This is a genomic window from Tichowtungia aerotolerans, assembly GCF_009905215.1.
Classification (GTDB): domain Bacteria; phylum Verrucomicrobiota; class Kiritimatiellia; order Kiritimatiellales; family Tichowtungiaceae; genus Tichowtungia; species Tichowtungia aerotolerans.
In genome coordinates this window covers 66778-92461 of sequence record NZ_CP047593.1, presented here as the reverse complement: position 1 = coordinate 92461, position 25684 = coordinate 66778, and the positions used below count along the sequence as shown (strand labels likewise).

Below are 25684 nucleotides of genomic sequence, written 5' to 3'. Positions count from 1 at the left end.
CAGGTAGAAAATTTCCAATCATTGGAAAAACAACAGGGCGCAGGCCCCGCCTGACGGAACATATGAAAAAGACACGACTTGATAAAAAATTTGCTGAGCTCCGCAAAGACGGAAAAAAAGGGTTCATTGCCTACATTGGAGCCGGGGACCCGACTCTTGAAGATACGGTGGACATTGTCCTGAAGCTCGAAGAGGCCGGAGTGGATCTGGTGGAACTCGGCCTGCCGTTTTCCGACCCTCTGGCGGACGGCCGCGTCAATCAGGATGCAGCCACTCGTGCGCTCGACGCCGGAGCCACTTTTGACGGAGTCATGGACTGCATTCGAAAAATCCGCGAAAAATCGCAGATGCCAATGATTTTCTACGCCTACCTGAATGTTCTGTATGCCCGTGGGTTCGAAAAGGCGATGGCTGAAGCCGCCGAAGCCGGTATTGACGGGTTTCTGATTCTCGACATGCCGCGCGAAGAGTCCGGCCCGTACAAAGGCGCGATCAAGGCGGCGAATCTGAACAACATTGTTCTGATTACGCCGACGACGCCGGAAGATCGGATGGAAAAAATCGTCAAAAACGCGAACGGCTTTGTCTACTGCGTCTCGAGAGAAGGCGTCACCGGCGTGCGCGATGACGGCGTTGCTACCGGAGCCGCTGAGCTGGTTGGGGAGATCAAAAAGCACACGGATCTGCCGGTTGCGCTCGGATTTGGAATCGGTACGCCGGAAGCGGCGGCCGATGCAGCACGAATCGCTGACGCGGTGGTAGTCGGTTCGGCAATCGTCAATAAATTCCATAACAATCCGCACACGGACGAGGGGCGCGCCGATGCCGCGGCTTTCGTTGCGGAAATGGTCCGTGCTGTAAAGGAGATTTAAAATGGCGGGACGTTATGCAGTAATTATGGCCGGCGGGAAAGGCGAGCGCTTTTGGCCGTTGAGTACGTCGAAGCACCCCAAGCAGCTTCTGGCGCTGGTTGGCGACCAACCGCTGATTGCGCAGGCGGTCGATCGGCTCAACGGACTGATTCCGCCGGAAAATGTTTTTGTAGTGACCAATGCGGATCTGGTTGAGGCGACTCAACAGGCTGCGCCGATGCTTCCGCCTGAAAATATTGTCGGCGAACCGATCGGGCGGGATACGGCCGCAGCGGTTGCCTGCGGCGGAGCGCTGGTCGCAGCCAAAGATCCGGACGGCGTGTTTGCTGTGCTGACTGCGGATCAGGTGATGGGCGATCTCGATATCTTTAAAGCCACACTCTCCGGCGGAATGGATCTGGCGGAGAAGAATGAAATTCTGGTGACGATTGGTATTCAGCCGACGTTTCCAAGCACCGGCTTCGGCTATATTGAGTCGGGTGATGATTTCCAGTCTGTCGAAGGCGTGCGGTTTAAGAAAGCCGTTCGTTTTGTTGAAAAGCCGGATGCAGAAACGGCGCAGTCTTATCTTGATACCGGCAGGTTTTTCTGGAACTCCGGTATGTTCATCTGGTCGGTTCCAACTCTCGGAAAAGCATTCGGTGCGCACTGTCCGGAAATGAAAAAACTGATGGACGATCTGACGGACTTCGCCGCGCGCGGCGAAATTTTCCAGGGACTGGAGAAAACCTATCCGAACCTTGGAAAAATCTCGATTGATTACGCCTTGATGGAAAAGGCCGATAATATTGTGATGGCCTGCGGAACATTTATGTGGGACGACGTCGGTTCGTGGCCCGCGCTCGAAAGCCATTTTCCGCAGGATGACGCGGGGAATACACTGATCGGTGACTGTGAGCAGATTGACTCCAGAAACAATATTGTCTATTCTAGGGACCGCGTTACAGCGGTGATCGGTGCCGAAGATTTGATTGTGGTGCAGGCGGACGGAGTGACGTTGGTTTGCCCGAAAGACCGTGCGCAGGACATTAAGAAGATGGTGACGACCCTGCGCGAGAAAGGAACCCGGGAAGGAATCCTGTAATGAAAAGCAGCCAGGCTTTGCATGGGGAACTGTTCGAAGCAATGAAAGAAACTCTTGTTACGTTGTTTGGGCGGGCGACCCCGCTGGAAACGTGGGGTGTGGCTGTCATTTCCGTGCTGATTTTTGCTGTGGTTTATAAAGTGCTGGCTCGGGCCTGCGGCCTTCAGAGTCGGATGCTGCTGGTTCTGCCGTCCGGTTTTTTTCTGATGCTGCTGGCTTCGGCATTGACGCAGGTTCTTTGGACTCAAGCGTTGATGCCGCGCCTAACGGTTGTTTTTGTGGTTTTTCTGGCAGTGGTTCTGCCGTTGACCGGTGTGATCCAGAAATCGTCGTGGATCACTTCGTTACTGCTGTGGGGAGTGACGCTTTTTGTGGCAGTTGCACTCTTTTACATCGAATCAGCCATTTCTCAGGAAGTTCACAAAGGAGTCGGAAGCGGCTCCCAGTATAAGATGCGGCATGAGCAGCTCGATGATATTTTTAAGGGGTCTGGTCAATAATGGGGCGCATTCTGGGGATTGATCACGGTGATGTTCGCATCGGCATTGCGATGAGCGATGAGACCGCTTTTCTGGCATCGCCGCTGACGACGGTTCTGAACGGTAAAGCAGCTGCGGATGAAATTGCTGCGCTGGTGCAGGAACACAACGTGGAAACTATTGTGATCGGTCTTCCTCTCAATATGGATGGCTCGGCTGGACCTGCAACCGAAAAGGTTCGAAGGTTTTCCAAAAAACTGGCATCGAAAACGGATGTGCCGATTGTCGAGAGCGATGAGCGGTTGACTACGGTGACGGCTCATTACAATCTTCGCGAGGCCGGACTCGATGGCAAAAAACGCAAAGGCGTCGTCGATATGGCCGCTGCCCAGGTGATTCTGCAGGACTGGCTGGATGCTCAGCCATGACAGTCGAATAAAGCCCCTTGCTGTCGGTCTATTGCATGATTGTCAGCACGATCCATGGGATGATGCAGAAGACAAACACCAGTAGTTTGTAGATTCCAAGAAAGCAATAGAGGATGAGGTCGAAGTCCTTGCGGGAAATGTCAAACCACCGGCTGTGAAGTTTGTAGGCCCAGTTTTTTGCCAGGCAGATAATCGCAAACATCACAAGCAGCAGCAGGATGTTGATGATGGAGCACCACATGAAAAAGGATTGAAGCACCTGCATTGTCATAAGAACCTCCCTGTTGAAGAGAAGGGTAGGCTTTCAGGAGTCGTCTGTAAAACGAAAATCCGGAGCTCAGGGCGCCAGCCGACGGGGGCTCCACTGGCCGTTTTTCTGAATAAAAGCGATGCGGTCATGCAGGCGGCTGGTGCGACCCTGCCAGAATTCAAAACGTTCCGGGACCAGTTGCAGGCCGCCCCAGCTGCAGGGACGGGGAATGGGATCGTCTTTAAATTTTGCTTTCGCGGCTTCGAGCGAGATCGGCTCGTCGATTTCTGAACTCTGGGCGGAAGCCCATGCGCTGAGCTGGCTGTCGCGCGGTCGGGTGGCAAAATAAGCATCGGAGGCTTCGGCTGAAATTCTGGTGGTGTGGCCTTCGATCCGGACCTGCCGCTCCTGTGCGGGCCACCAGAAGACAAGAGCGGATTTCGGGTTTTCGGCCAGCTCAGATCCTTTGCGGCTTTCGTAGTTGGTGTAAAAAACGAAACCATCTGGACTGTGCTCTTTCATCAGTACCATGCGGGCTGAAGGGCGGTTGTTGAAGGCAGTTGCCAGCGTCATCACGGCAGCATTGTTCGGATCCGTTTCCATTGCGGTTTTAAACCACTGCTCGAACAGGGCAAACGGATCGATTCCCGCATTCGCGGGACCGAAAGGCGTTTCGTTGTGTATGGGCCGATCCATTGGGGAGAGAGTAACACGGTTTTTTTGAGGCATTGGAAGGAAATTTTCCAATGTTTGGAAAAAGCATTTCAGCTTAGGGCCGGTTCATGGTTAAATCCCCGCTCAATTTTTAAAGGGAGAAATTATGAGCAAAATTACACGGGCTTTATTGAGTGTTTCTGACAAAACCGGCGTAGTGGACTTCGCCAGGGCGCTGGCCGACCGCGGGGTGGAGCTGCTGTCCACCGGCGGAACCGCCAAGGCAATCCGCGATGCGGGGATTCCTGTCAAAGATGTTTCAGAGTTTACCGGATTCCCGGAAATGCTTGATGGCCGCGTTAAAACGCTGACTCCGCAGGTTCATGCCGGGCTGCTTCATTTGCGCGATAACGACGAGCACATGAGTACCATGAAGGAGCACGGTCTTGAGCCGATTGATCTCGTTTGCGTCAACCTCTATCCGTTCGAGGCCACGATCGCCAATCCGGACGTTACTCTGCCGGAAGCCATTGAACAGATCGATATCGGCGGCCCGACCATGATTCGTTCCGCGGCTAAAAATATGAAGTTTGTGACCGTTGTCACCGATCCGGCCGACTACTGCCGTGTGCTGGAGTCCATGGATGCCAACGGCGGCAACACCACCGAAGAGTTTCGTTTCGAACTCGGTCAGAAGGTGTTCGCCCGTGTAGCAGAGTACAACGCGGCCATCGCCGGTTACCTCGCTGACAAAGTCGCCGGTGACGCGCCGAAGCCGTTTGTCAAAGCCTGCTCCAGCGGTACCGAACTTCGTTACGGCGAAAATTCGCATCAGAAAGCATGGCTCTACACCGATGCCGCCGCTACCGAGGCCTGCATTGCCCAGACTGACGTGCTGCACGGCAAAGAGATGAGCTACAACAATTACGTCGACGGCGAGGGTGCGCTTGAAGCTGTTAAAGATCTTTCCGGACGGCCGGGCGTGGCGGTGATTAAACACACCAACCCCTGCGGGTATGCCACCGGCGAAACGCTTGCTGAGGCGTTCGAAGCCGCTTGGAACGGCGACCCTGTTTCTGCTTTCGGTTCTGTGATTGCCGTCACTGAAAAAGTCGATATGGCTACCGCCGAATGCCTGAAAGGCCGTTTTATTGAAGCCCTGATTGCTCCGGATTATGATGCCGACGCGCTTGAGTTCCTGAAGTCGAAAAGCAAAAACATTCGCCTGCTCAAGCTTAAGGCGCCGATGGCCAAAGCCGCGCCGCGCAAAATGATCAAGGATATCAACGGCGGGATCCTTGTGCAGGATGTGGATGTCGATTCGATTGCCGAGTGGACGGTTCCGACAACAACGGCGTTCGATGAATCCAAACAGGCCCTTGCTGAGTTCGGGATTTCCGCCGCCAAGCACACGAAGTCCAATGCGATCATGGTGGTGCAGGAGTACAAGCCGGGTCAGTTCCGCGTGCTCGGAATGGGGGCCGGGCAGCCGAATCGCGTTGATTCACTGCGCAAACTGGCCGTGCCGAAAGCCATCGAAAACCTGAAGCTCGAAAAAGAAGACATCACTGACGAAGAAATCGCTGCAGTCATTGGCGACTGTGTCTTTGTTTCCGAGGCCTTCTTCCCGTTTGCCGACAGCATTGATGAAGCCCACGCCGTCGGCGCGCGTTTCATCGTTCAGCCGGGGGGATCCATCCGCGACGACGAAGTCATCGAGGCCTGCGATAAATACGGTATCGCCATGGCGTTTACAGGTATGCGCCACTTTAAACATTAATATCGGTTGATGCCGGCGCATTAACTTCTCTGCGGCGGGTCGCGGTGCTTCAGCACAGCGTCACCCGCCGCATCTTGTTTCTGTACCCAACTTAACCGATAGTTTGATTGGCGACGCCTTTTTCGAGACCGTGGTTTCTAATGTTTTGAAAATGTTCAAACTGAAGGGTGAGGAAAGTCCACTTCGATTGGTGTTCTCAATGGTGGCGGACTTTATTTGCAGTTTTGACCTATTTGCTTATGAATAATAGGTAATTATTTAAGTCATGTTATCGTTGACCAATGGGTGCGTATTTAGTAAAAGACAATAAATCCGATAATAATTAGTCTGTTTGATGGAAGGATATTTCTTATGAAGATGTCAACTAAAGGTCGTTATGCGGTTCGTATTCTTTTGAGTATTGCCCGGTATCAGCATATGGGGCCGGTTCCAAAAAAAATCATCGCTGCCGAGGAGGGGATTTCCGCCGACTACATCGAGCAGATTATTGTGCCCTTGAAAAATGATGGGTTGGTGGTTGGAATTCGAGGCGTAAAAGGAGGGTTTAAGCTGGCAAAAGATCCGGTGGATATCACGGTATACGATATTCTGGCGGCTTCGGAAGGTGTCATGAAACTGGTTGATTGCGAGCAAATGGACTGTACAGGCCGCGATAAAAACAAGTGTGCCACCCGCCCGGTCTGGGAAGGCGCATCACAGGTTTTGAAGGAATATTTTGAAAAGATCACTCTTAAAGAACTGATTGACCGCGCTGTTGACTTCGAAAAATGCGGTGCTGCATCTTACAGTATTTGAGTTGAACGGGAGAGATTATGAAGGTTTTTGATAATGTGACGCAGACCGTAGGCAAAACGCCGTTGGTTCGACTGAATCGGTTGGCTGACGGGTTGAAAGCAACGGTGCTTGTGAAGATGGAATCGCGGAATCCTCTTGGCAGTGTAAAAGACCGTATTGGTGTTGCAATGGTGGAAGCGGCCGAGAAAAGCGGAGAGCTTAAGCCCGGCGCAACCATCGTCGAGCCGACCAGCGGTAATACCGGCATTGCCTTGGCTTTTACAGCGGCGGCCAAAGGCTACAAACTGATTCTTACGATGCCGGAGACGATGAGTATTGAGCGGCGCAAACTGCTTTCGGCTCTGGGCGCAGAGCTGATTCTTACTCCCGGTTCGGAGGGAATGCCCGGTGCGATCAAAAAGGCCGAAGAGCTTGTGGATCAGTTGCCCGGGGGGTTTATGCCGCAGCAATTTGACAACGCTGCTAATCCGGATATTCACCGCCGGACCACGGGTGTGGAAATCTGGGAGGATACGGATGGTGCCGTAGATATATTCGTGGCTGGAGTCGGAACCGGTGGAACGCTGACGGGCGTGGGGTCGGCTCTGAAAGAGCGTAAGCCGGAGGTTAAAGTCGTTGCCGTTGAGCCGGTTGAATCGCCGGTTATTTCCGGAGGGCAACCGGGGCCGCACAAAATTCAGGGTATTGGTGCCGGTTTTATTCCAGCCAACCTGAATATAGACCTTGTGGATGAAGTTCTTTTGCTCAATGCAGCGGATGCTGGAATTACTGCTCGGCGACTGGCTGCCGAAGAGGGGATTCTCTGCGGTATTTCGGCCGGCGGAAACGTATGGGCAGCTTTGGAGCTTGCCAAACGGGCAGAGAATGCAGGTAAAACCATCGTGACTCTCATTTGCGATACCGGGGAACGGTATCTTTCAACCTGGCTTTTTGATCAGGCGTAATGCCGGCATGAAGCAGGATGATATCGTAAAGTACGGAAAAACCCGACTTTCAAAGTCGGGTTTTTGTTGTTGCCCTGAACGATTCCTTCTTTAAAATAACGCGCATAACAGGCAAAGGTGCACTTCGGCACCTGCAGGTTGAACGGAAAAAAGGAGGACGTAATGAAGGCAGCAAAATGGTTATTTGCCCTGATGGCACTGATGGTTTTTGTCGGATGTGGCCAATCAGATGAACAGAAAATGAAAAATGCTGCAGATGACATGCAGAAAGATGCTGCGAAAGCTGCAGAAGGCATGGAAATTCCTTCATTGAAGTAGCCCCGGATAAAATCCGCTTTCAAAGCCGGCTCCACTGTTCATAGTGCGACCGAATGTTTCTACGAAAAACACACAAAGGAAAAATGATGAGAGTATATACTGGACTGATTGCGTTGATAGTTGCTGCACTTCTTGCCGGTTGTGGCGGCGGGGGTGTGGACGAAGCGAAGTCCGTGGAGCAGGTTACAGCTGAAGCCTCCGAAATGGGGCAGGCCAAGCTGCAGAAAATGGTCGATCAGTATGAGACTGTGATTGCTGGGAAAAAGACCGAGTTGGAAGCTCTGACCGCTCAGCTCAAAGAACTGTCGATCAGCGAGTTGATGGGTGAAAAGGCCAAGTCGCTTAAAGCGGAGATGGGGGACCTTACAACATCACTGAATACGCTCAAGGATCATTTGGCAGTCTATGTCAAACAGCTGGAAGCTTCAGCTGAGTAAAGTATTGAATTGATCACTGATAAGCCGCCCTTCGCCGGGCGGCTTTTTTTTGCGCAGATATGGCCTCTGCGAATTTTACTTCGGCAGTGGGCAGACTCCTCCGGAGCATTCACTTTTTTCTGCTTTTTTTGCTGATTCACAGGCTGTTGGGCAGGCGGAGCTTTCTTTGCATGAGCCGTGTTCGACGCATTTTGTTTCTTTCGTCCTCGTACTTTCTTTGCAATCACAACAGCAGGAATGTTTGGTTGCTGTGTTTTCGGTGCCGAGCACGGCAGTGGCAACGACCATGGCCGCAGTAAGTGTGGCAAGTCTTTTCATGGATCCTCCTTGTGGTTTTTGGTGAGATTTCACCGTATTCGTCTCTGTTAGTCCGTTATATCAGGATTTTGTTCAAATAAAAATTCGTTGGGGAATCATGTTGACCGGTGTGGGGTGTGGTGACATAAAAGGGGGCATATAAGAGCGAGGTGGAGTATGAATACATTAGAATCAAAGACAGAGGAGCTGTTCGTTGGTTCGTATCATCACTCTCTCGATCCAAAACGACGGCTTATTATTCCATCCACTTGGCGTTCATTGCTGGGCGATTCATTACGCCTGTTTGTTTTTCCCCATCCGGATAAGCAGTGCTTGTTTCTTTATACGCTTCAGGAAATGAATCGACGGCTGGCTCAGCTCCGTTCGGCGGATGCTGTGGATGAGAATGATCATCAGGCCATTCGGGCTTTGACCGCTTCTGCGGATGCTTTGGCTGTTGATGCGCAGGGACGGGTGCGGATTAAAGATGAACTGCTGGCGCATGCTGCAGTGCAGAACAAGGTGGTTCTGGTCGGGACGTTGACCCGCATTGAGCTTTGGAGTGAAGAAAAATTTGATTTGGCTCTGCCGACCGACTCGCCGCTGGCAGAAAACACATTTTTTGGAAGTTATTAGGAGGAAATAATTAATGAGTATGTCCGGTATCGCGAAATATATGCATCTGTCTCAGACCATTGATCTGAGGCGGGATAAAGAGCGCTACCTGCGGCTTCCTGACGGACGGGCGAGCCGCACCATGCTGATGACCGAAAAGCAGGCAGCAACATTTTCCGCTGCCTGTTCCCGCCGGGTCCTTGGAACCCGTTTGGCTGTTTAGGGGTTGTATGCATGTTCCGGTATTGCTGAACGAGACGTTGGACCTGTTGGTGAATAATCCTGCGGGCACCTATATCGACGGTACGTTGGGACGGGGAGGACATTCGAAAGAAATTTTAAAACGGTTGAATCCGGAAGGTCGGCTGATCGGACTGGATCGTGACCTGGAGGCAATCAAGCAGACGAAAGTAATTTTAGAACCATTCGGGGATCAGGCGCAGAGATTGCACGGAAATTTTTCAGAGATGAAGGAGCTTTGCAAACAGATCGGCGTAACCGAGGTCGACGGGGTATTGCTCGATCTCGGGGTCAGCTCGCCCCAGCTGGATGTGGCGGAGCGCGGCTTCAGTTTTGGAAAAGACGGTCCTCTCGATATGCGAATGGACCGGACTCAGGGCCGGTCTGCCGCTGATTGGGTGAATGAAGAGGATGAACAGATTTTAGCGGATGTGATTTTCCGCTTTGGAGAAGAACGCGATTCCCGCCGGATTGCGCGGGCGATTGTGCAGGCCAGAGAGGGCCGGCGGATCGAGCGAACGCTGGATCTGGCTGAAATCGTCGAAAGAGCCAAGGGCGGGCGTCGCGGGCCTACGCATCCGGCCACCAAGACATTCCAGGCGTTGCGGATGGCAGTGAATGCCGAACTCGACAGCCTGGAGCGCGGGCTGGAAGCTGGACTTTCCATGCTGCGGGATGGCGGTCGGATGGCGGTAATTACTTTCCACAGTTTGGAAGACCGAATGGTGAAAGAGTGTTTTAAGCGCCACTGCGTGAAGCGGGAATCGCTTCAGCAGGGAGGCGAAAAACTGATTTATGACGAACCGGCGGTGCGGCTGCTGAATAAAAAACCGCTGACCGCCTCAAAGCAGGAATTGATGGACAATCCGCGTTCGCGCTCAGCCAAGCTGCGTGTGGCGGAAAGGGAGAAGCCCGTATGAAGAAAAAACAGAAAAGAAAGAGCCGTAAAGCGGAAGTGCGCATTCCGTTTCCGAATGTATTGGCAATGGTTCTGGTCTGTGTGATGGCGTTCGGCTTGTCCTATGTCTGGCTCTGCGCGCGCTGCGATACATTGGGTACGGAAATCAAACGGCTTGAAACAGAGCGCCGTACGGTTCGCCAGCAGGCAATCAGTGAGCAGGACCGCTGGTCGAACATGCTGGCTCCGGCCAACTTTGAACGCGCGCTCAAACATCATCGTCTGGCCATGAAGCTGCCGGACGAGCGACAGGTGGTGCGTGTGCGGCGGGGACGAACAGATGGGCTGCTGACATTGGCAAACAGCAAGAACTCAATGGACACCGATGCATTATAAGGGACGAACAATCTTAGCTTCCGTGTTGGTGACTGCGGTGTTTGCTGGGCTGGGTGTTCGCCTGGCCTTTTTGCATTTAAAGCCTTCTGCTGCAACGCTGGCCCGGATTGAGAATGGCCGTCGATTGGAGCAGGAAACCCGCGGTCCGCGCGGACGGATTCTTGATCGGGGCGGCAATATTCTTGCGGTGGACATTGCGGCACGTCACTTATGCGCCGATCCAAAATTTATTCTTGAGAACGGCGATATTCAGAAAGTATGCGAGGCGGTTCATCGTGTAGTGCCTGCTATGAGCCGAGCGGATATCTGGAAGCTGCTCGATCAGCCGCATCGTCAATATGTTCGAATTCATAAATATATGCGCGAGAAAACATTGGAACCGCTCATGCAGCAGAGACTCAAAGGGGTGATTTTCGAAGAAACCTCCATGCGCAACTACCCAAAAGGAGCTCTCGGAGCGCATGTCATCGGATTTTCAAATCGCGAAGGGGTCGGCAGTGCCGGGGTTGAGCTTCAGGCTAACTCCTATCTGCTGGGGACAACCGGGTTGCGGGTCAGCCAGAAGGATGGTCATCGCCGCGAAATCTACAGCCGTCGAACCGTGGATATTGAACCGCAGTCCGGTGCCGATATTTATTTAACTCTCGATCAGCAGGTGCAGCATTTCGCTGAAAAAGCGCTGGATGAACTGGTGCAGGAGTATCGACCGCAGGGGGCCTGGGCCATTGTGCAGAATGTGCGCAATGGAGAAATTCTGGCCATGGCTTCCTGGCCGACCTTTAATCCGAATCGTTACAATGATCCCAAGCTCCCTTCTGAATGGATGCGCAACCGGGCCGTCGGCTTTGGCTATGAGCCGGGCTCTGTGATGAAGGCTGTCATTATTGCTTCTGCGCTGGATGGTGGGTATGTAACTGCGCGGGATATGTTTGACTGTGAAAATGGACGATGGATGTATGGCGGACGGGCTCTGCACGACTCGCATAGAGAAGGGCTGCTGAGCGTGGCGGATATCCTGAAAAAATCGAGTAACATTGGTTCAGCAAAAATCGCTTTGCAGATGGGAGACCAGAAGGTGTATCAATGCCTGAAAAGTTTCGGGTTCGGGTCTCGTTCCGGTATTGATCTGCCGGGGGAGGAAGCCGGGATTCTGTGGCCGGTTCGCAACTGGTCGAAAATCAGCATTACCCGTCTGGCAATGGGACATGAACTCAACGTAACCGCCCTGCAGATGATTTCCGCGCTCAGCACAATCGCCAACGATGGAGTCCGCATGCGGCCGTATGTGATCGATAAAGTCGTCAGTTCCGGAGGCCAGACCGTCTTCGAAACCCTTCCGGAAGAACTGGGGCGTCCGATCAGCCCGAAAACGGCCAGGCTGATGCGTCGTTTGCTGGCTCGGGTGACTCAGCCCGGAGGAACCGGGACAAAAGCCGCTGTGCGGGGATATTCTGTGGCCGGGAAAACCGGCACCGCCCAGAAAGTGCGCCCGAAAGAGGAGGGGGGAGGGTATTATCCCCGCAAATACATTGCATCGTTTGGCGGGTTTCTGCCGGTTGAAAATCCGGCAATCAGTATTATTGTTGTCGCGGATGACCCTCAGGGAGTGTACTACGGAGGAACAGTGTGTGGTCCGGCTTTTCAAAAGATTGCTGATCAGTCTGTACGTTATCTGCGAATTTCACCGCAAGGGTTTCCCACTGAATATGTCAGTGGTCTGGAATCCGCTCCGTTTTCTGAAGAGGTCCCATGAATATAACGAGAACATTTGAACAGCTTTTGAGTGGCATTGATACGCTCGAAACCGTTGGAGATCTGTCCTGTGAGATCTCCTCCATTGAATACGATTCCAGACGGGTGAAGCCCGGAGCTCTTTTTGTCGCCTTGCCCGGAGCGCAGGTTGACGGTTCCGTCTACATCGAAGAAGCCGCACAGCGCGGCGCAGCGGCCATTGTTTCGCAGAGTCCCTGTGCGCTGGGAAAAAGTTTTCCGTATGCCCAGGTTTCGAATGCGCGTTTTGCATTGGCCCGGTTGGCGTCAGCATTTTACGACCATCCGGCAGAGAAGCTCTGTACGGTCGGAATCACAGGAACCAATGGAAAAACCACCGTCAGCTTTATGCTGCGTGACATTTTTAAAGCCGCGGCCCGCAGGTCCGGTCTCATCGGAACCGTTCGCTATGAAATCGGAAACCGGGTTTTGCCTGCCTCGCGCACGACTCCGGAAGCGCCCGATGTGCAGTCGATGCTGTTTCAGATGGATCGTTCCGGATGCGACAGCGCCGTTATGGAAGTTTCCTCTCACGCCCTCGATCAGTGTCGCGTAGATGGTATTCGGTTTAATGTCGGCATCTTCACGAACCTCACACAGGACCATCTCGACTATCACGGAACTCTTGAAGAATACTTCAGTGTAAAGGCCCGGCTTTTTGATCAGGTCAAAGACACCGCAGTCATCAACTGTGATGATCCCTGCGGGCGCCGCCTGATCACAGAAGAGCGCTGCAGATCCAGCGTCATCTCTTATGGCTTTGAGGAAGGTGCGCTCGTGCGTGGCCGGAACGCCCGAAATGATGCTGCGGGCTCCAGTATGACCGTTGAAAGTCCCTGGGGCAGTGCGGAGATTTCTCTGCAGTTGATCGGCCGGTTTAATCTCTATAACGCATTGGCGGCATTTGCCGCGGCAGCGTCTGTCGGAATTCCGGTGGATGTTATTCGTACGGCTCTCGCGGAAATGGAAAATATTCCCGGGCGCTTGGAGTCCGTCGGGACAAAAATTAAACGTGTTTACGTCGATTATGCACATACCGATGATGCCCTTCGCAATGTGCTGAATGCTCTGCGAGAGATTACTCCCGGTCGGCTGGTTGTCGTTTTCGGTTGCGGCGGAAACCGCGACCTCGGCAAGCGGCGTCTCATGGGCGAAGTCGCTTCGCGGTTGGCAGATTATTCCATCATTACCACCGACAACTCCCGCAGCGAGAGCCCGGAAAAAATTGCTGCGGACATCAGTGCCGGCTTTGATTCTGAGCGCAAATACGAAGTATGTCTGGATCGTACCGCCGCCATTGCACGCGGTGTGGAACTGATCGGAAAAAAAGATGTTCTGCTGGTTGCGGGAAAAGGGCACGAAACCGTGCAGGAAATCGGCGGGACTATTTTTCCCTTTGATGACCGCGAAGTCGTTCGGGAGGTTCTGTAATGTATATGTCCTCTGAAATATCCAAATGGGTTTCCAAACCTTGGAAAAACGAAGCGGATGAATTTCCCATCCTTGGCATTTCACATGACACGCGCACGCTGAAGGAAGGCGATGTGTACATCGCCATTCGCGGTGAGAACCACGATGGACATGATTTTGTTGGACAGGCCTTCGAGAAAGGGGCCGCAGGCATTATCGTTGAGAAGCTTTGTCCATCCATTCAAAAACCGCAGTTGGTGGTTTCGGATACACGGACGGCACTTTGGCAGATGGCCGCCGGCGCGCGCGCCGGCTGGGCGGGCACGGTCATTGGCGTTACCGGCAGCGCCGGAAAAACCACCGTAAAAGAGATGGTTGCTTCCGTGCTTTCGCAAAAGGGTACGGTTTCCAAGACCATCGGAAACTGGAACAACGAAATTGGACTTCCTCTCAGTATGATTGCGGCGGATCGCAATTCTGATTTTTTTGTGTTCGAACTGGGGATGAGCCATCCCGGAGAAATCCAGCTGCTTGCCGGGCTGCTCGAGCCGGACTGGGCGCTGGTTACAAATATTGGGAAAGCGCATATAGGATCGTTTCAAAGCCTGGAAAAAATAGCGGATGAAAAAGCCTCCATTTTCGAGCATTCCAAACACGGGCTTCTAGACCGGGATTCAGAGTGGTTCGACCGTATGAAGCGCCGGTTCGATGGCGCCGTGACCGCGCTGACAGATCGACCGATCCATGTTTTTCAGCCCGGCGAACATATGATGCAGAATGCCCGGTTTGCCGCCACGCTTGGTTTGGCTCTTGGGTTAACGCTGGAAGAAGTTCAGGCGGGGCTGGATGCATTCGAGCCGGCGCCGATGCGCTGGGCGGTCAGTCTGTATAAAGGCATTACGCTTATCAACGATGCTTATAACGCCAATCCTCTGTCCATGCGCGCAGCGGTCTCCACGTTTGCGGAGATGCCTTGCTCCGGTCGCAAATTTCTGGTTCTGGGTGGGATGCTGGAACTTGGCGACAGCGAACTTGAGGAGCATCAGCTGCTCGGCGAGTTTATTGAACCGTTTCGATTTGATCGGGTCATTACCATTGGCTCTCTTGGCGGGTTGATTGCGTGCGGGGGGGCTTGCGGGACGACCAAAGAGGAAGCGGCGGATATTTTGAGTAAAGAGCTGTGCGAGGGTGACATGGTGCTTCTGAAAGCCTCTCGCGGAGCGCGTCTCGAGACGATTCTCGAGGAGTTGAAGAAAACCATTTAATCGGAGATTTCGGCAATGTTGTACTGGCTTAGTGAATGGAATGAGTATTTTTCACCGTTGCGGATGTTCCGCTATATTACCTTCCGCTCTGTGATGGCAGCGGGCACGGCGTTTACCATGAGTCTGATTTTCGGTCCGTGGGTGATCGAAAAACTGCGACAGATTGACTTTTCGGAACAGAAAGAAGATCACCGAATTGAGGATCTGGACCGTTCAGCCAAAGTGGGAACTCCTACGATGGGCGGAATGCTGATTCTTTTTACGACGGCAGCTGCCACTGTGATGTGGTCTGAGCCCGGTAATTTTTATGTAATGTGCGCTCTTACAACTTTTGGATTCCTGGGCAATCTGGGCCTGATCGACGATTACCTTAAGCTTCGTCGGGGCGACGGTCTTTCGCCGCGCATCAAATTGGCCGGTCAGTGCTTCTGGACCGGCCTGCTGCTGTTTGCCCTCCTCGTGAATCCGGAAACTGCCGTGCGCACCAAAGAACTGATGGTGCCGTTTGTAAAAGCCCCGGTCATTCCTTCGATGGGCATAATCGGTACCTACATTTTTCTTGTGCTCGTGCTGGTCGGTTCATCCAATGCCGTCAACCTCACCGATGGGCTCGACGGGCTGGCGATCGGCTGTTCCAATTCCGCAGTGGCGGCCTATTTGTTGATGGCTTATGTGGCAGGTCACTATGCATTTGCAGAATATCTCCAGGTTCCCTTTGTAAAAAGCGCTGGAGAGCTGGCGGTGTTCTGCGGTGCGCTCCTGGGAGCGGGGCTTGGATTTCTTTGGTTTAACTGCCATCCGGCAAAGGTGTTTATGGGCGACACCGGCAGTCTGGCAATCGGGGGAGCTGTGGCCACTGTTGCCATTCTGATTAAACAGGAACTGGTTCTGATTCTGGTCGGCGGCGTATTTCTGATAGAAGCAGCAAGCGTGATGATTCAGGTCGGCTGGTTTAAATTTACACGTAAAAAATACGGAGAAGGCCGTCGGGTTTTCCTGCGGGCTCCTCTGCATCATCATTTTGAATATCTCGCAAAAAAACAGGGCAAATCGATCGATGCCTATGAAAACCGCATCGCCATCCGTTTCTGGATTCTGTCGATCGTTTTCGCCCTGATCGGGCTGGCTACACTCAAAATCCGCTGAGAGAGAAAGTTATCCAGGGTTTGGAGGCGCCAACCGTCTGATGGATGCATGGTTGGGAAATTCTTTGATCGGGTGGAACAGGACCTGATTAATAGGCGTTTTGTTGAAAAAGGTTTTCCAGAGATTGGAAAGTTTCACTAGTCTCGCCGCGTCAAAAGAAGAGTCATTGAATATCTGAAAGGAGATATCATGGAAGAAGAAACTGTACAAACAGCCGTTACGAATGCCGTTTCGGGAATGAACATCGAGGGGATGTTTTCCAATCCGCCGGAGTGGGTGCAGACTGCGCAGGAATTGCTGACAAAGTTCGGCCTGAAGACGGTCGCTGCGATTCTGATTTTTGTGATCGGTCGCTGGGTGGCCAAGCTCCTGAAAAATCTGCTTCAGAAAATGATGGAGCGCGCCAAAGTGGACGCTGCGATCGTCGGTTTTACGGTCAGTCTGGTTCATGCCGCGATGATGATTTTTGTGGTTCTTGCCGCACTCGGTCAGGTCGGAGTGGAAACCACTTCATTCATCGCCGTACTCGGTGCCGCCGGCTTGGCTGTTGGGTTGGCTCTTCAGGGATCGCTGTCCAATTTCGCGTCCGGAGTTCTGATCCTCATTTTTCGTCCGTTTAAAGCCGGCGATTATATTGAAGGCGCGGATACCGCCGGTGTGGTGAAGACGATTCATATTTTCACAACCACGTTGACGACGCTGGACAATAAACGCGTGATTGTGCCGAACTCAAAGCTGATGAGTGACAACATCATTAACTATTCCGCTGAGGGGAAACGGCGCCTCGATCTGGTGGCCTGCATCAGTTACGGCGACAGCATTGATACGGCCAAAGCGGCGATGATGGATGAGCTCACCAAAGACGAACGGGTTCTGAAAGATCCGGCGCCGTTTGTCGGGGTGCTGGCGATGAACGACAGCAGTATCGATTTGGCTGTTCGCCCGTGGGTGACGGTTGCCGATTATTGGGATGTTTTCTTTACGCTCAATGAGCGGATCAAGAAACGGCTGGAAGAGGAGGGCTGCACCATTCCGTTCCCGCAGAGAGATGTGCACATCTATAAGGAAGACTAGGGAACCAGCACGTTGAGTGCACGGGGCTGCACGCGAATGTGCACCTCCGCCGGGGCCGACAGCAGTTCTCCATCGAGCTGCATCGGCCCTTCCTTTTGCCGGTGCACGGTTAATTTGTGGAACGAATGCGTTTCGATTTCACGCAGGCGGTCAATGGTTCCGTCGAATATTTTCCCAACCATTGGAAGGACTTTGGCAAAGTTTCTGCGGCGAATCACCACCAGCTGGAGCTGGCCGTCATCGGCTTTGGCGCCCGGGGCAATCTGCGCGCCGCCGCCGTATTGCGACAGGTTGGCAATGGTGCACAGCTGCGGATCTTCGATCTGAATTTCTGTTTCTTCATCCAGTTGCAGAGTGAACGGCTGCGGATGATATTCAAAAAATTCGTACACGGCGGCAAAAACGTACGGCAGAATGCCGCGGACCGGTGATTTTTCAAACGTGTTGACCAGTGCGGCGTCCCATGCCAGAGAGCAGGTGATGAAGAAAGGAAGATCGTTGGCAAAGCCGACGTCAATGGCTTTTGCTTCTGCTCTGGCGAGGGCGGCCACAGCGGCAGAAGGATCGAGCGGGATGTCAAAATGACGGGCCAGTCCATTCCCGCTGCCGGTAGGGATGACTCCGAGAGCGACATCGCTTCCGATTAATACGCTTCCGATGGAGTTGATCATGCCGTCTCCGCCGGCTACCAGGAGTGTATGAACTCCTTCGTCCACTGCGCGTTTGACCTTGTCCTGTCCGTCCTCCTTGGATTTGCTGAACTGTATGGTTAAATCGGTTCCCGGCAGGTCCCAGTGGTCAAGAAGCGACTGGCGAATCCGGTCCAAAGCGGTTCCCATGCCGGAGTTTGGATTGATCAGCAGGCGGACTTTTTTTCGATCGGGTTTCATGTTCAGTAAAGCAATCCGGTCGCGACCTGACCGGCAGCATCTTTTCCATCGACCAGTTCAATCAGTCTGAGGGCAAACGGCATCGCGGTTCCCGGACCCTGGCTGGTGATCACATGGCCGGAAACAACCACGGCTTCGCCGGAGCGATCCCTGCGCTTCATTTTCTGTTCAATGCCGGGGTAGCAGGTAAATGCACGGTGTTTGAGAACGCCGGCTTTGTGAAGGGCAAGGGGAGCGGCGCAGATTGCGCCGATCCAGAGCTCTTCAATATCAAAAATACGCAAGGCTTCCTGTACGCCGTCATTTTCGCAGAAGGCATTTGTGCCATCCATGCCGCCGGGCAGGACGATCATATCAAACGTGCTCAAGTCCACCTTTTCCCACTGGGCATCAGGAATCAGTTTGACTCCACGCGATGCTGTGACGGGGCCGGATCCCTGGATGCCGGCCAGGACCACTTCCCACCCGGCGCGCCGGAGTACGTCGATGATGGTTACCGTTTCTATTTCTTCAGAACCGTTTGCGACAGGGACAATAACGCGAGTCATGGCGGACTCCTTATTTTTCTTCAATACAGTGTTTGAGTTCTTCGGCAATCAGGGCGAGTGATCCGCCTTCCGGCGGAGTTGCCAGTGTGTTTTCAAAGAGCTGGTAGAGAGTACTGTCTGTGCAGATTTGGACTCCACCGATATTGGCAACTCCTTCGGCCAGCTGATTGTTGACGAAGCAGAGTACAGGCTGGACCGGAACCTCAGGGCATTGTACTTCGCTCAAATGATCGAGCAGGGCGGCCGCGGCTTCCTTTACCTGTTTAATGGGCGGCCGGCTGGGCGTTTTCCCATTGCAGAGCACCTGTCCGTTCTGGAATGAGATTTCTCCATTCCAGTTTTTTGTTTCAACCACAAACACTCCGGTTGGTCCGACGATGATGTGGTCAAATGCCGGTCCTGATCCGTCCAGCTGGAAATCGTTGAAGATCGAATAGGAGGCGGGGAGGAAAGAAAGGAGCCGGGCGACCTGTTCTTCTCCCTCAGCACCTTTAATAAAGCTCTGCAGGCGCCGGGCACTCCATGCGGTGAAAACCGTCAAGAGCACCGCGAGGATGATCAACAGAAAGCCCGCCTGGGTGGTGGAGAGCTGAGGGGCAGGCAATGCTGCACGCAGCAGCCATCCTGTCGTCAGACAGAACGGAGCCAGAGGCCAGAAAACGCGCAGCGGTCCCAGTGTTCGCGGGCCCTGACCCGGTGTTCCGTACACTGCAGCGAACCGGGGGGCAGACTCTTCAATTCCATTGCTCATGCCGATAACCTACAAAAGTTTTCACCGGGGGGCAATCCGCCCATCCAATATTCCGCTCCACTCTTGACCTTTGGGTTCAAAAAAGGCTTATTTTTACGGTTCACGTTTTTAAAAAAAAGGAATCCGTCTTGAATAAAAAACCGTTCTTCCGCCTTTCGGACTGGATCGCCTTCGGGGTGACCTTCGTTATTTCGCTGACAGTCTACACCTTAACGCTTCAACCTACAGTGGGGCTGGAGGATTCCGGTGAGCTGATTGTCGCCTCTGATTATCTTGGAGTGCCTCATCCTCCCGGTTATCCGATCTGGAGTCTGCTCACGTGGGCTTTTCAATGGGTTTTCCATAAAGTGACCTATCACGGCTATCCGAACCCGGCCTGGGCCGTTAACTTTTTCTCGGCATTCACCGGCGCAGCCGCCTGTGCGGTTCTGGCGTTGCTGGTCAGCCGCTCCGGAATGGATTTTCTGCGCAACCTCAAAAAAGAAACTGAGGTGCTTGGCGAAAAAACAGAAAGTCTGTTTTGCTGTGTGGCCGGGATTGCCGCCGGCCTGCTGCTGGCGTTCAGCCAGGGGCTTTGGTCTCAGTCCGTGATTGCAGAGGTTTATGCTCCAAACATCCTGTTCCAGACGGCAGTGCTTTTGTTCCTGTATCGCTGGATGTGCGAGCCGGACAATCCCAGGCCGCTGTTCCTGATGGCATTTGTTTTCGGTCTTGGACTGACCAACCATCAGACATTGCTGTTTATGGGGGCGGCAATTGGAGTCGGCGTTCTTGTTCGCAATCTGAAACTGGCCCGTGATTTCATTATTGTAGGCCTCTTCTATGTGCTGATGTTGATCATTAACAAATTCGGCCCCGAGGCCTGGGCGTGGAACCGCGGATGGGACCATGCGTCCTTTTGGGTGTGGAGTGTTTACGCGGTTATGATTCCGGTTCTCGGCCTGTTCCTTCCGAACGGGAAGACCGTTTGCGCCACCTATCTGCTGATGCTGCTGGGGCTTTCGTTCTATCTCTATATGCCGTTTTCTTCCGACCAGAACCCGCCGATCAACTGGGGCTATCCGCGTACATGGGAAGGGCTGATGCACGCCATCACCCGCGGGCAGTACGAGAAGGTTACGCTGGCCAATGTGTTCTCCACGACATTCCTGCTGCAGGTCGGTGCTTATCTGCGCGACCTGCGGGCCCAGTTCCTGGGCCCCATCGCGGCCTTGGCGATCCTGCCTTTCTTTGCGGTTCGCTGGCTGGGCAAAAAGAATAACTTCTGGCTGCTGACCACGGCGGCGGCTTTCGTTGGCGTGGGAATTCTTTTTATCATTCTTCAGAATCCGAAAATTGACCTGCAGACGCTGTTCATCGCCCGGGTGCAGTACATCCAGTCGCATGCGGTGTATGCCATCTGGATCGGATATGGTTTGCTGTTGTTGATGGGAGGCCTCGACACGTTGTTGTCAGTAATTGCACGTAAATTATTTTCTGAAGATGGGAGTCGGTCAAACGTCGACAGTGTTCTGCGCATAATCACATTGCTTGGCGTGGCGATGGTGTTCCTGCTCCCGTTTTCCCTGGTTGCAAAAAACTATTTCAGCCGGCAGCAGGAAAAGGTGGTTGGCGGCTCCGAGCAGAACGGCCATGACTTCGGCTGGCAGTTCGGTAACTGGCAGTTGCGCGGCGTTGAAGGCATTAAAGAAGATCTCTGGTATTACTGCGGCAGGGATCAAGAGAAATTCGATGAAGAATGGGAGAAATATCCGAATCCTGATTATCCGCCGCCCATGGGAACCAATGCGATTTTCTTTGGGGGGACCGATCCGGGACGGTTTGTGCCGACCTACATGATTTATTGTCCGCAGGTGCGTTCGGATGTATACCTGATCACGCAGAATGCTTTGGCGGATAACACCTATATGGCTGTGATGCGCGACCTGTACGGTGACCAGATCTGGATCCCGTCGCAGCAGGACAGCAATCATGCGTTCCAGGAATACGTGCAGGGCGTTCAGAGCGGGCGCATTAATGCCGGTGCCGATGTGAAGACAGCGGATGGGCGTGTACAGGTGCAGGGCGTTGCCGGGGTTATGCAGATCAACGGAATTCTCTGCCGACAGATTTTTGATCATAACCAGTATATAACAGAGGAGAAAACCGACGAGTCCACTCGACAGTCCGGTGCGGCGGTGGTTCCGGCAGATCCGGTTGGTCCGGACGGGAAACTGCGGCAGCGCGATTTTTATGTCGAGGAAAGCTATGTCATTCCGTGGATGTATCCTTACCTGACACCGCACGGATTGATCATGAAGATCAACAATAAGCCGACACCGATTACCCGGGAAATGATCAAAAACGATCAAGAGTTCTGGGGATGGTATGTGGATCGACTGGTGAACGATCGCAAATTCCAGCGCGATATCGTTGCTCGCAAAAGTTTTTCCAAACTGCGCAGCGCAATTGCCGGTCTCTATAGCGCCCGTGGTCATATACAAGAGGCGGAATTGGCTTTCAGGCAGGCTGTAGCGCTGTATCCGTTGAGTCCTGAGGCCGTTTTCCGGCTTGCAGACCTTTATATGCGCCTCAAGCGGTTTGATGAGGCCCGCGAAGTGATTGAGACCTTTGCCGCGCAGGATAAGCATCATGACCGGACCGGTGCGTTTCTGGATCAGATTGATCAGGTCAAGACCATGAGTGCGCGTAAAGATGAGCTGGAACAGACGATCAAAGACGCGAAAGGAGCGTCGCTCGATATCAGTCAGGCATTCGAGCTGATCTCTCTCTACAGCGCTTTGCAGGAGCAGGCAGAGCTTCGGTCGATGGTTAACCGTGTGCTGAGTGCGCAGCTTCCGCCTCAGATTAAGCTGCAGCTGGCGCAGCAGTTGGCGCAGATGCGCCGTTTCGATATCGCTGAGGTCGCATTGGTGAAATACCTCGCTGCCAAACCGGACGATACTCGCATTTGGATCGAATTGGCGGTGGTCAGGATGACCTTAGGTCATATTCCGCAGGCATTGAGCGCGCTGGAGACTGCTGTTGAGAAAGGCGGCGATTCCGCCCGGAATCAGATTTCCAAAGATGCCCGCTTCCGTCCATTGTACAGCAACCCTCAGTTCCGTTCATTGGTGCCTGCGCAGGCTCCGAAAAAAACAATGCAGTTTAACAATCTGTTTTAGATTGGAACGATGGAGCAAAGAAAGAACACCAATCGGGGATACATGCGGTTAAGGGTTTGGCAGGATGCCCGCGACCTGTACTTACTTACATGGAAGGCCTTTAGAGCGTTTCCATTTGAGCAGAAACGTATCGCATCCCAGCAAGTGGCTTCTATTGATTCCATCCATCGTAATATTTCCGAAGGATATTGTCGGCGCAGTATTAAAGAGTATCTACAGTACCTCAATATTGCCCAAGGCTCTGTGGGCGAGAGTGTTTCCACGCTTCATGTTTATTGTGCAGCAGACCACATTTCGGAAGAAAAATTTGAAGAAACGGATGCGTTGGCATATAAACTCGAGAATGACCTGAAAAAACTGATTGGATCTCTGCAGGAAAAACAGGCGTCCAATGAGTGGGACGATTCCTTTTTGATCAAAGAATCAAACGAAAGCTATACAATCCGATCTGACAATCCCGATATTCCATAATTCCATGACCCCATCATTTCAATATTCCAATGTCCTGCCATTTCAATATTCCTGACTCTCTGACCCTGATTGCCGGACAGGCCGATTATCCGCTCCTGCTGGCGCGCGCAGCCCGCCGTCAGGGTGTTCGGAAGATCACAGCGGTTGCTTTTAAGGGAGAGACCCGTCGTGAAATTTGCGAGGTGGCCGACGAAGTCATCTGGATTCGGGTCGGACAGTTGACCGCACTTCTGGACGCTGTTCAATCGGCCGGATCGACCAGCGCCGTTATGGCGGGACAGATCACTCCGAACAACCTGTTTAATGTTCGCATGGACCGGGCGTTGATAGACCTGCTCAGGAAGCTTCCGATGAAAAACGCGCACACGATTTTCGGGGCGATTATCGAGCGGATTGAACAAACCGGTGTAACACTGCTTTCCGCCGGCTCTTTTATGCAGGATTTTATGCCTGTTCCCGGCCTGCTCACCCGCCGGGCACCGGATGACCGGGAGCTGGCTGATATTCAGATCGGTCGGCGCGTCATCAAAGATACTTCGCATCTGGATATCGGCCAGACTGTTGTTGTGAAAGAGGGCATGGTGCTGGCGGTCGAAGCGTTTGAAGGAACCAACCGGGCCATTCGGCGTGGCGGGAAACTCGGCGGGCCGGGCGCCGTAGTGGTAAAAGTTCCCAAGGTGGGGCACGACATGCGCTTTGATATTCCGGTCATCGGAAAGAAGACGCTCCAAATCATCAAAAAAGCCAAAGTCTCCTGTCTTGCTCTCGAAGAGGACGGCGCAATTCTGCTCGAAAAGGAAAAACTGGTCCGTTGTGCGGATCAGCTGGGGATTGCAATTCAGGTTTTAAACAAGCAACCGTTATGACTCGATAAGAAGCCTGCATTAATCTGAGTAATATTCTCGCGCCTGTTCGCGTTGCTCTTTCAAGGCGCCAAACAATGCGAATCGGATTCTGATGCATTTTTCCGCGTGAGGCGAAGCCGCTTTTACGTGTTTCGCGGGCAGAAACCAAACCGTGTTTAGAGCAAATAAAGAAAAGGTGTGCCCACATCTTTTATACCGGTTTCAGTTTGCTTCCGAGTTTATGTAGTCACGTTTACCTGACGAAGGAAGGAAACGTGCTCCCCGCAAAGATCGCTTCCCTTCGGGTAAGCGATACTACATTTCTGACGAAGCAATAACTCGAAACCAAACTATCATTGGTATTACTCCGCTTTGTAGCAGTCGCCCTGCGGGCGACTCGTTCGCCACAGGCGAGCGGCTACAGTTCTTGTTAAAACGCTCTAGTTGTTGAGGAATAGACGGTTGTGGTAGTTTTTTAGAAAAACAAGTTTTTCCTTTGCGCACACTGCAGCATATTGATGACCAGCGAATAATAAAACCTGCGAGTCAGGGATGCCGGGAATCTGTTCATTCGTAGATTTTATCCATTCGTTGGTAAAATTCTTTGGTTACGGCTTTGCCGCGCTGGGTTTTTGGTGGCTAATATGAATCTGTGTCAGACGAGATGAAAAAGAATCTTTTAGTTATAGCCGGTGAAGCGTCGGGAGATATGCACGGGGCGGATGTAATTCGCGAACTGCGACGCAACCGCTCGGATCTGGATATCTGGGGCCTCGGCGGCGAAAGGCTGAGGGAAGAGGGCGTGGAGACCCTGCACGATATCAAAGAGCTCGATGTGCTCGGGTTTGTGGAAGTGCTCAGGCGATATCCGTTTTTTAAGAAGGTTTTTAATGAAGTACTTGCTGGAGCAGACCGGCGAAAGCCGGATGCCGCTCTTTTAATCGATTACCCCGGGTTTAACCTGCGGCTGGCCAGTGAGCTCAAGAAGCGCGGCATTCAAGTGCTTTATTATGTCTGTCCGCAGGTCTGGGCGTGGAACCGGGGACGGATTCCGAAAATGGCGCAGATTATTGACCGGCTGATGGTGATTTTCCCGTTTGAAGTTGATGTGTTTAAAGGCGTTGATCTGAAGGTTGATTTTGTCGGGCATCCGATGGTGGATGAGCTGCGTGCATTTCGGGATTCAGAACCGGAGCCGCTTCCGTGGAACGGCGAGAAAAAAATTGCGCTGCTGCCCGGCAGCCGAAAACAGGAAATCCATTATATTCTTGAGCCGTTGCTCGAAGCCGCCAGGCTGCTGGAGGATTCCCGTCCGGATTTGTCTTTTATTGTTCCTGTTCCGGAGCGCCGTCTTGGACTGGTCGAAGAAATCCTGCAGAAATCCAAAAAGGCGCCGCGCAACCTGGCTGTTGTGGCCGGACAGGCGAGGGAAGTGCTTAAGCAGGCGGATGCCGCGTTTGTTGCTTCCGGAACGGCGACGCTGGAGGCCGCACTGCTGCACTGCCCAACGGTATTGGTGTATCGTGGAAGCTGGATGAACGAAATGTTTGTGCGTATGTTGATCCGCATTCCGTGGCTCGGCATCGCCAATATTGTCGCAAATAAGGAAATTATGCCTGAGCGGCTTCAGCGGGATATGGACCCGAACAAGTTAGCCGCAACGATTGACCCGCTGATGAATGATACGCCGGAGCGCGCCGCCATGCTCGAAAATTTCCAAGCCTTGGAGAAGCTGCTAGGTAGCGGCAGTCCTGCCAAGCGCGTAGCTCAGATCATTGCCGACTCAATATAGCGTTCCTGTAGAGAGCGCAGCGGCGGGCATATTATATGCTCTATTAATTCTCTTCTGTAGCGAATGGGGTA

At 52.9% G+C, this 25684-nt stretch carries 27 protein-coding genes; 22 read left to right on the top strand and 5 right to left on the bottom strand.

The annotated features are described in order from the left end of the window. The first annotated feature begins 62 nt into the window (after window positions 1-62). From trpA to ruvX, 4 genes are read left to right on the top strand one after another with little or no spacing between them, the layout of a single operon-like run. Entirely contained in the window at window positions 63-872 is an 810-nt protein-coding gene (trpA, locus tag GT409_RS00450) for a tryptophan synthase subunit alpha (RefSeq protein WP_160626013.1), read from the top strand. Window position 873: 1 nt separating this feature from the next. Then, window positions 874-1956, top strand: coding sequence for a mannose-1-phosphate guanylyltransferase (locus tag GT409_RS00445; protein ID WP_160626012.1), 1083 nt, complete (start codon window positions 874-876; stop codon window positions 1954-1956). Continuing rightward, window positions 1956-2456, top strand: a complete 501-nt coding sequence (locus tag GT409_RS00440; RefSeq protein ID WP_160626011.1) for a hypothetical protein — start codon at window positions 1956-1958, stop codon at window positions 2454-2456. Before GT409_RS00445 ends, GT409_RS00440 begins: the two co-directional genes overlap by 1 nt. Continuing rightward, window positions 2456-2863, top strand: coding sequence for a Holliday junction resolvase RuvX (ruvX, locus tag GT409_RS00435; RefSeq protein WP_160626010.1), 408 nt, complete (start codon window positions 2456-2458; stop codon window positions 2861-2863). The genes GT409_RS00440 and ruvX overlap by 1 nt, the downstream gene beginning before the upstream one ends. Before the next feature lie 28 nt (window positions 2864-2891). Here ruvX and GT409_RS00430 read toward each other — a convergent pair whose 3' ends face one another. Both GT409_RS00430 and pdxH read right to left on the bottom strand, forming a co-directional pair. Continuing rightward, the gene (locus GT409_RS00430; RefSeq protein ID WP_160626009.1) at window positions 2892-3134 is read right to left on the bottom strand and encodes a DUF6868 family protein; all 243 of its coding nucleotides are present in this window, start codon (window positions 3132-3134) and stop codon (window positions 2892-2894) included. A gap of 66 nt (window positions 3135-3200) precedes the next feature. Beyond that, complete coding sequence (pdxH, locus tag GT409_RS00425) at window positions 3201-3809, bottom strand: pyridoxamine 5'-phosphate oxidase (protein ID WP_233231579.1); 609 nt, start codon at window positions 3807-3809, stop codon at window positions 3201-3203. 124 nt (window positions 3810-3933) lie between these two features. On the opposite strand from pdxH, the gene purH reads away from it, so the two are divergent. From purH to GT409_RS00355, 14 genes are all read left to right on the top strand, one after another. Continuing rightward, window positions 3934-5547: a bifunctional phosphoribosylaminoimidazolecarboxamide formyltransferase/IMP cyclohydrolase gene (gene purH, locus GT409_RS00420; protein WP_160626007.1), complete on the top strand. Its 1614-nt coding sequence runs from the start codon at window positions 3934-3936 to the stop codon at window positions 5545-5547. Window positions 5548-5898: 351 nt separating this feature from the next. Then, window positions 5899-6342, top strand: a complete 444-nt coding sequence (locus GT409_RS00415) for an RrF2 family transcriptional regulator (RefSeq protein WP_160626006.1) — start codon at window positions 5899-5901, stop codon at window positions 6340-6342. 17 nt (window positions 6343-6359) lie between these two features. After that, window positions 6360-7286 carry a cysteine synthase A gene (gene cysK, locus GT409_RS00410; RefSeq protein ID WP_160626005.1) on the top strand — a complete coding sequence of 309 codons (927 nt, stop codon included), beginning with the start codon at window positions 6360-6362 and terminating at the stop codon, window positions 7284-7286. Window positions 7287-7448: 162 nt separating this feature from the next. Then, complete coding sequence (locus GT409_RS00405) at window positions 7449-7604, top strand: hypothetical protein (RefSeq protein ID WP_160626004.1); 156 nt, start codon at window positions 7449-7451, stop codon at window positions 7602-7604. A gap of 83 nt (window positions 7605-7687) precedes the next feature. Further along, on the top strand, window positions 7688-8041 hold the full coding sequence (locus tag GT409_RS00400; RefSeq protein ID WP_160626003.1) for a hypothetical protein: 354 nt from the start codon (window positions 7688-7690) through the stop codon (window positions 8039-8041). Window positions 8042-8515: 474 nt separating this feature from the next. After that, entirely contained in the window at window positions 8516-8974 is a 459-nt protein-coding gene (locus GT409_RS00395; protein WP_160626002.1) for a division/cell wall cluster transcriptional repressor MraZ, read from the top strand. Between the two features lie 13 nt (window positions 8975-8987). Beyond that, window positions 8988-9176 (top strand): hypothetical protein, encoded by a 189-nt coding sequence (locus GT409_RS00390; protein WP_160626001.1) that lies wholly within the window; start codon window positions 8988-8990, stop codon window positions 9174-9176. 7 nt (window positions 9177-9183) lie between these two features. Further along, window positions 9184-10113: a 16S rRNA (cytosine(1402)-N(4))-methyltransferase RsmH gene (rsmH, locus tag GT409_RS00385; RefSeq protein ID WP_160626000.1), complete on the top strand. Its 930-nt coding sequence runs from the start codon at window positions 9184-9186 to the stop codon at window positions 10111-10113. Next, entirely contained in the window at window positions 10110-10487 is a 378-nt protein-coding gene (locus GT409_RS00380; protein WP_160625999.1) for an FtsB/FtsL family cell division protein, read from the top strand. Before rsmH ends, GT409_RS00380 begins: the two co-directional genes overlap by 4 nt. Beyond that, complete coding sequence (locus GT409_RS00375) at window positions 10477-12240, top strand: peptidoglycan D,D-transpeptidase FtsI family protein (RefSeq protein ID WP_160625998.1); 1764 nt, start codon at window positions 10477-10479, stop codon at window positions 12238-12240. Before GT409_RS00380 ends, GT409_RS00375 begins: the two co-directional genes overlap by 11 nt. Beyond that, window positions 12237-13688 carry a UDP-N-acetylmuramoyl-L-alanyl-D-glutamate--2,6-diaminopimelate ligase gene (locus GT409_RS00370; RefSeq protein WP_160625997.1) on the top strand — a complete coding sequence of 484 codons (1452 nt, stop codon included), beginning with the start codon at window positions 12237-12239 and terminating at the stop codon, window positions 13686-13688. Before GT409_RS00375 ends, GT409_RS00370 begins: the two co-directional genes overlap by 4 nt. Before the next feature lie 5 nt (window positions 13689-13693). Beyond that, a complete protein-coding gene (locus GT409_RS00365) occupies window positions 13694-14932 on the top strand; it encodes a UDP-N-acetylmuramoyl-tripeptide--D-alanyl-D-alanine ligase (protein WP_160625996.1) in 1239 nt (412 codons plus the stop codon). A gap of 15 nt (window positions 14933-14947) precedes the next feature. Then, window positions 14948-16078, top strand: a complete 1131-nt coding sequence (gene mraY, locus GT409_RS00360) for a phospho-N-acetylmuramoyl-pentapeptide-transferase (protein WP_160625995.1) — start codon at window positions 14948-14950, stop codon at window positions 16076-16078. A 189-nt stretch (window positions 16079-16267) separates the two neighbouring features. Continuing rightward, the gene (locus GT409_RS00355) at window positions 16268-17152 is read left to right on the top strand and encodes a mechanosensitive ion channel family protein (protein WP_233231578.1); all 885 of its coding nucleotides are present in this window, start codon (window positions 16268-16270) and stop codon (window positions 17150-17152) included. Here GT409_RS00355 and GT409_RS00350 read toward each other — a convergent pair. The 3 genes from GT409_RS00350 to GT409_RS00340 are packed head-to-tail and all read right to left on the bottom strand — an operon-like array spanning window position 17149 to window position 19341. Beyond that, window positions 17149-18042: a diacylglycerol/lipid kinase family protein gene (locus GT409_RS00350; protein WP_160625994.1), complete on the bottom strand. Its 894-nt coding sequence runs from the start codon at window positions 18040-18042 to the stop codon at window positions 17149-17151. The genes GT409_RS00355 and GT409_RS00350 overlap by 4 nt on opposite strands. A 2-nt stretch (window positions 18043-18044) precedes the next feature. Then, the gene (locus tag GT409_RS00345; RefSeq protein ID WP_160625993.1) at window positions 18045-18590 is read right to left on the bottom strand and encodes a DJ-1 family glyoxalase III; all 546 of its coding nucleotides are present in this window, start codon (window positions 18588-18590) and stop codon (window positions 18045-18047) included. Between the two features lie 10 nt (window positions 18591-18600). Next, window positions 18601-19341: a nuclease-related domain-containing protein gene (locus GT409_RS00340; protein ID WP_160625992.1), complete on the bottom strand. Its 741-nt coding sequence runs from the start codon at window positions 19339-19341 to the stop codon at window positions 18601-18603. A gap of 128 nt (window positions 19342-19469) precedes the next feature. Here GT409_RS00340 and GT409_RS00335 point away from each other — a divergent pair, with 128 nt between their 5' ends. The 4 genes from GT409_RS00335 to lpxB all read left to right on the top strand — a co-directional run bounded on the left by GT409_RS00335 (window position 19470) and on the right by lpxB (window position 25613). Beyond that, complete coding sequence (locus GT409_RS00335) at window positions 19470-22505, top strand: DUF2723 domain-containing protein (protein ID WP_160625991.1); 3036 nt, start codon at window positions 19470-19472, stop codon at window positions 22503-22505. A 42-nt stretch (window positions 22506-22547) separates the two neighbouring features. Beyond that, window positions 22548-22976 (top strand): four helix bundle protein, encoded by a 429-nt coding sequence (locus GT409_RS00330; RefSeq protein ID WP_160625990.1) that lies wholly within the window; start codon window positions 22548-22550, stop codon window positions 22974-22976. Between the two features lie 29 nt (window positions 22977-23005). Beyond that, window positions 23006-23842, top strand: a complete 837-nt coding sequence (locus GT409_RS00325) for an LpxI family protein (protein WP_160625989.1) — start codon at window positions 23006-23008, stop codon at window positions 23840-23842. 643 nt (window positions 23843-24485) lie between these two features. Next, complete coding sequence (lpxB, locus tag GT409_RS00320; protein WP_160625988.1) at window positions 24486-25613, top strand: lipid-A-disaccharide synthase; 1128 nt, start codon at window positions 24486-24488, stop codon at window positions 25611-25613. Window positions 25614-25684 lie beyond the last annotated feature (71 nt).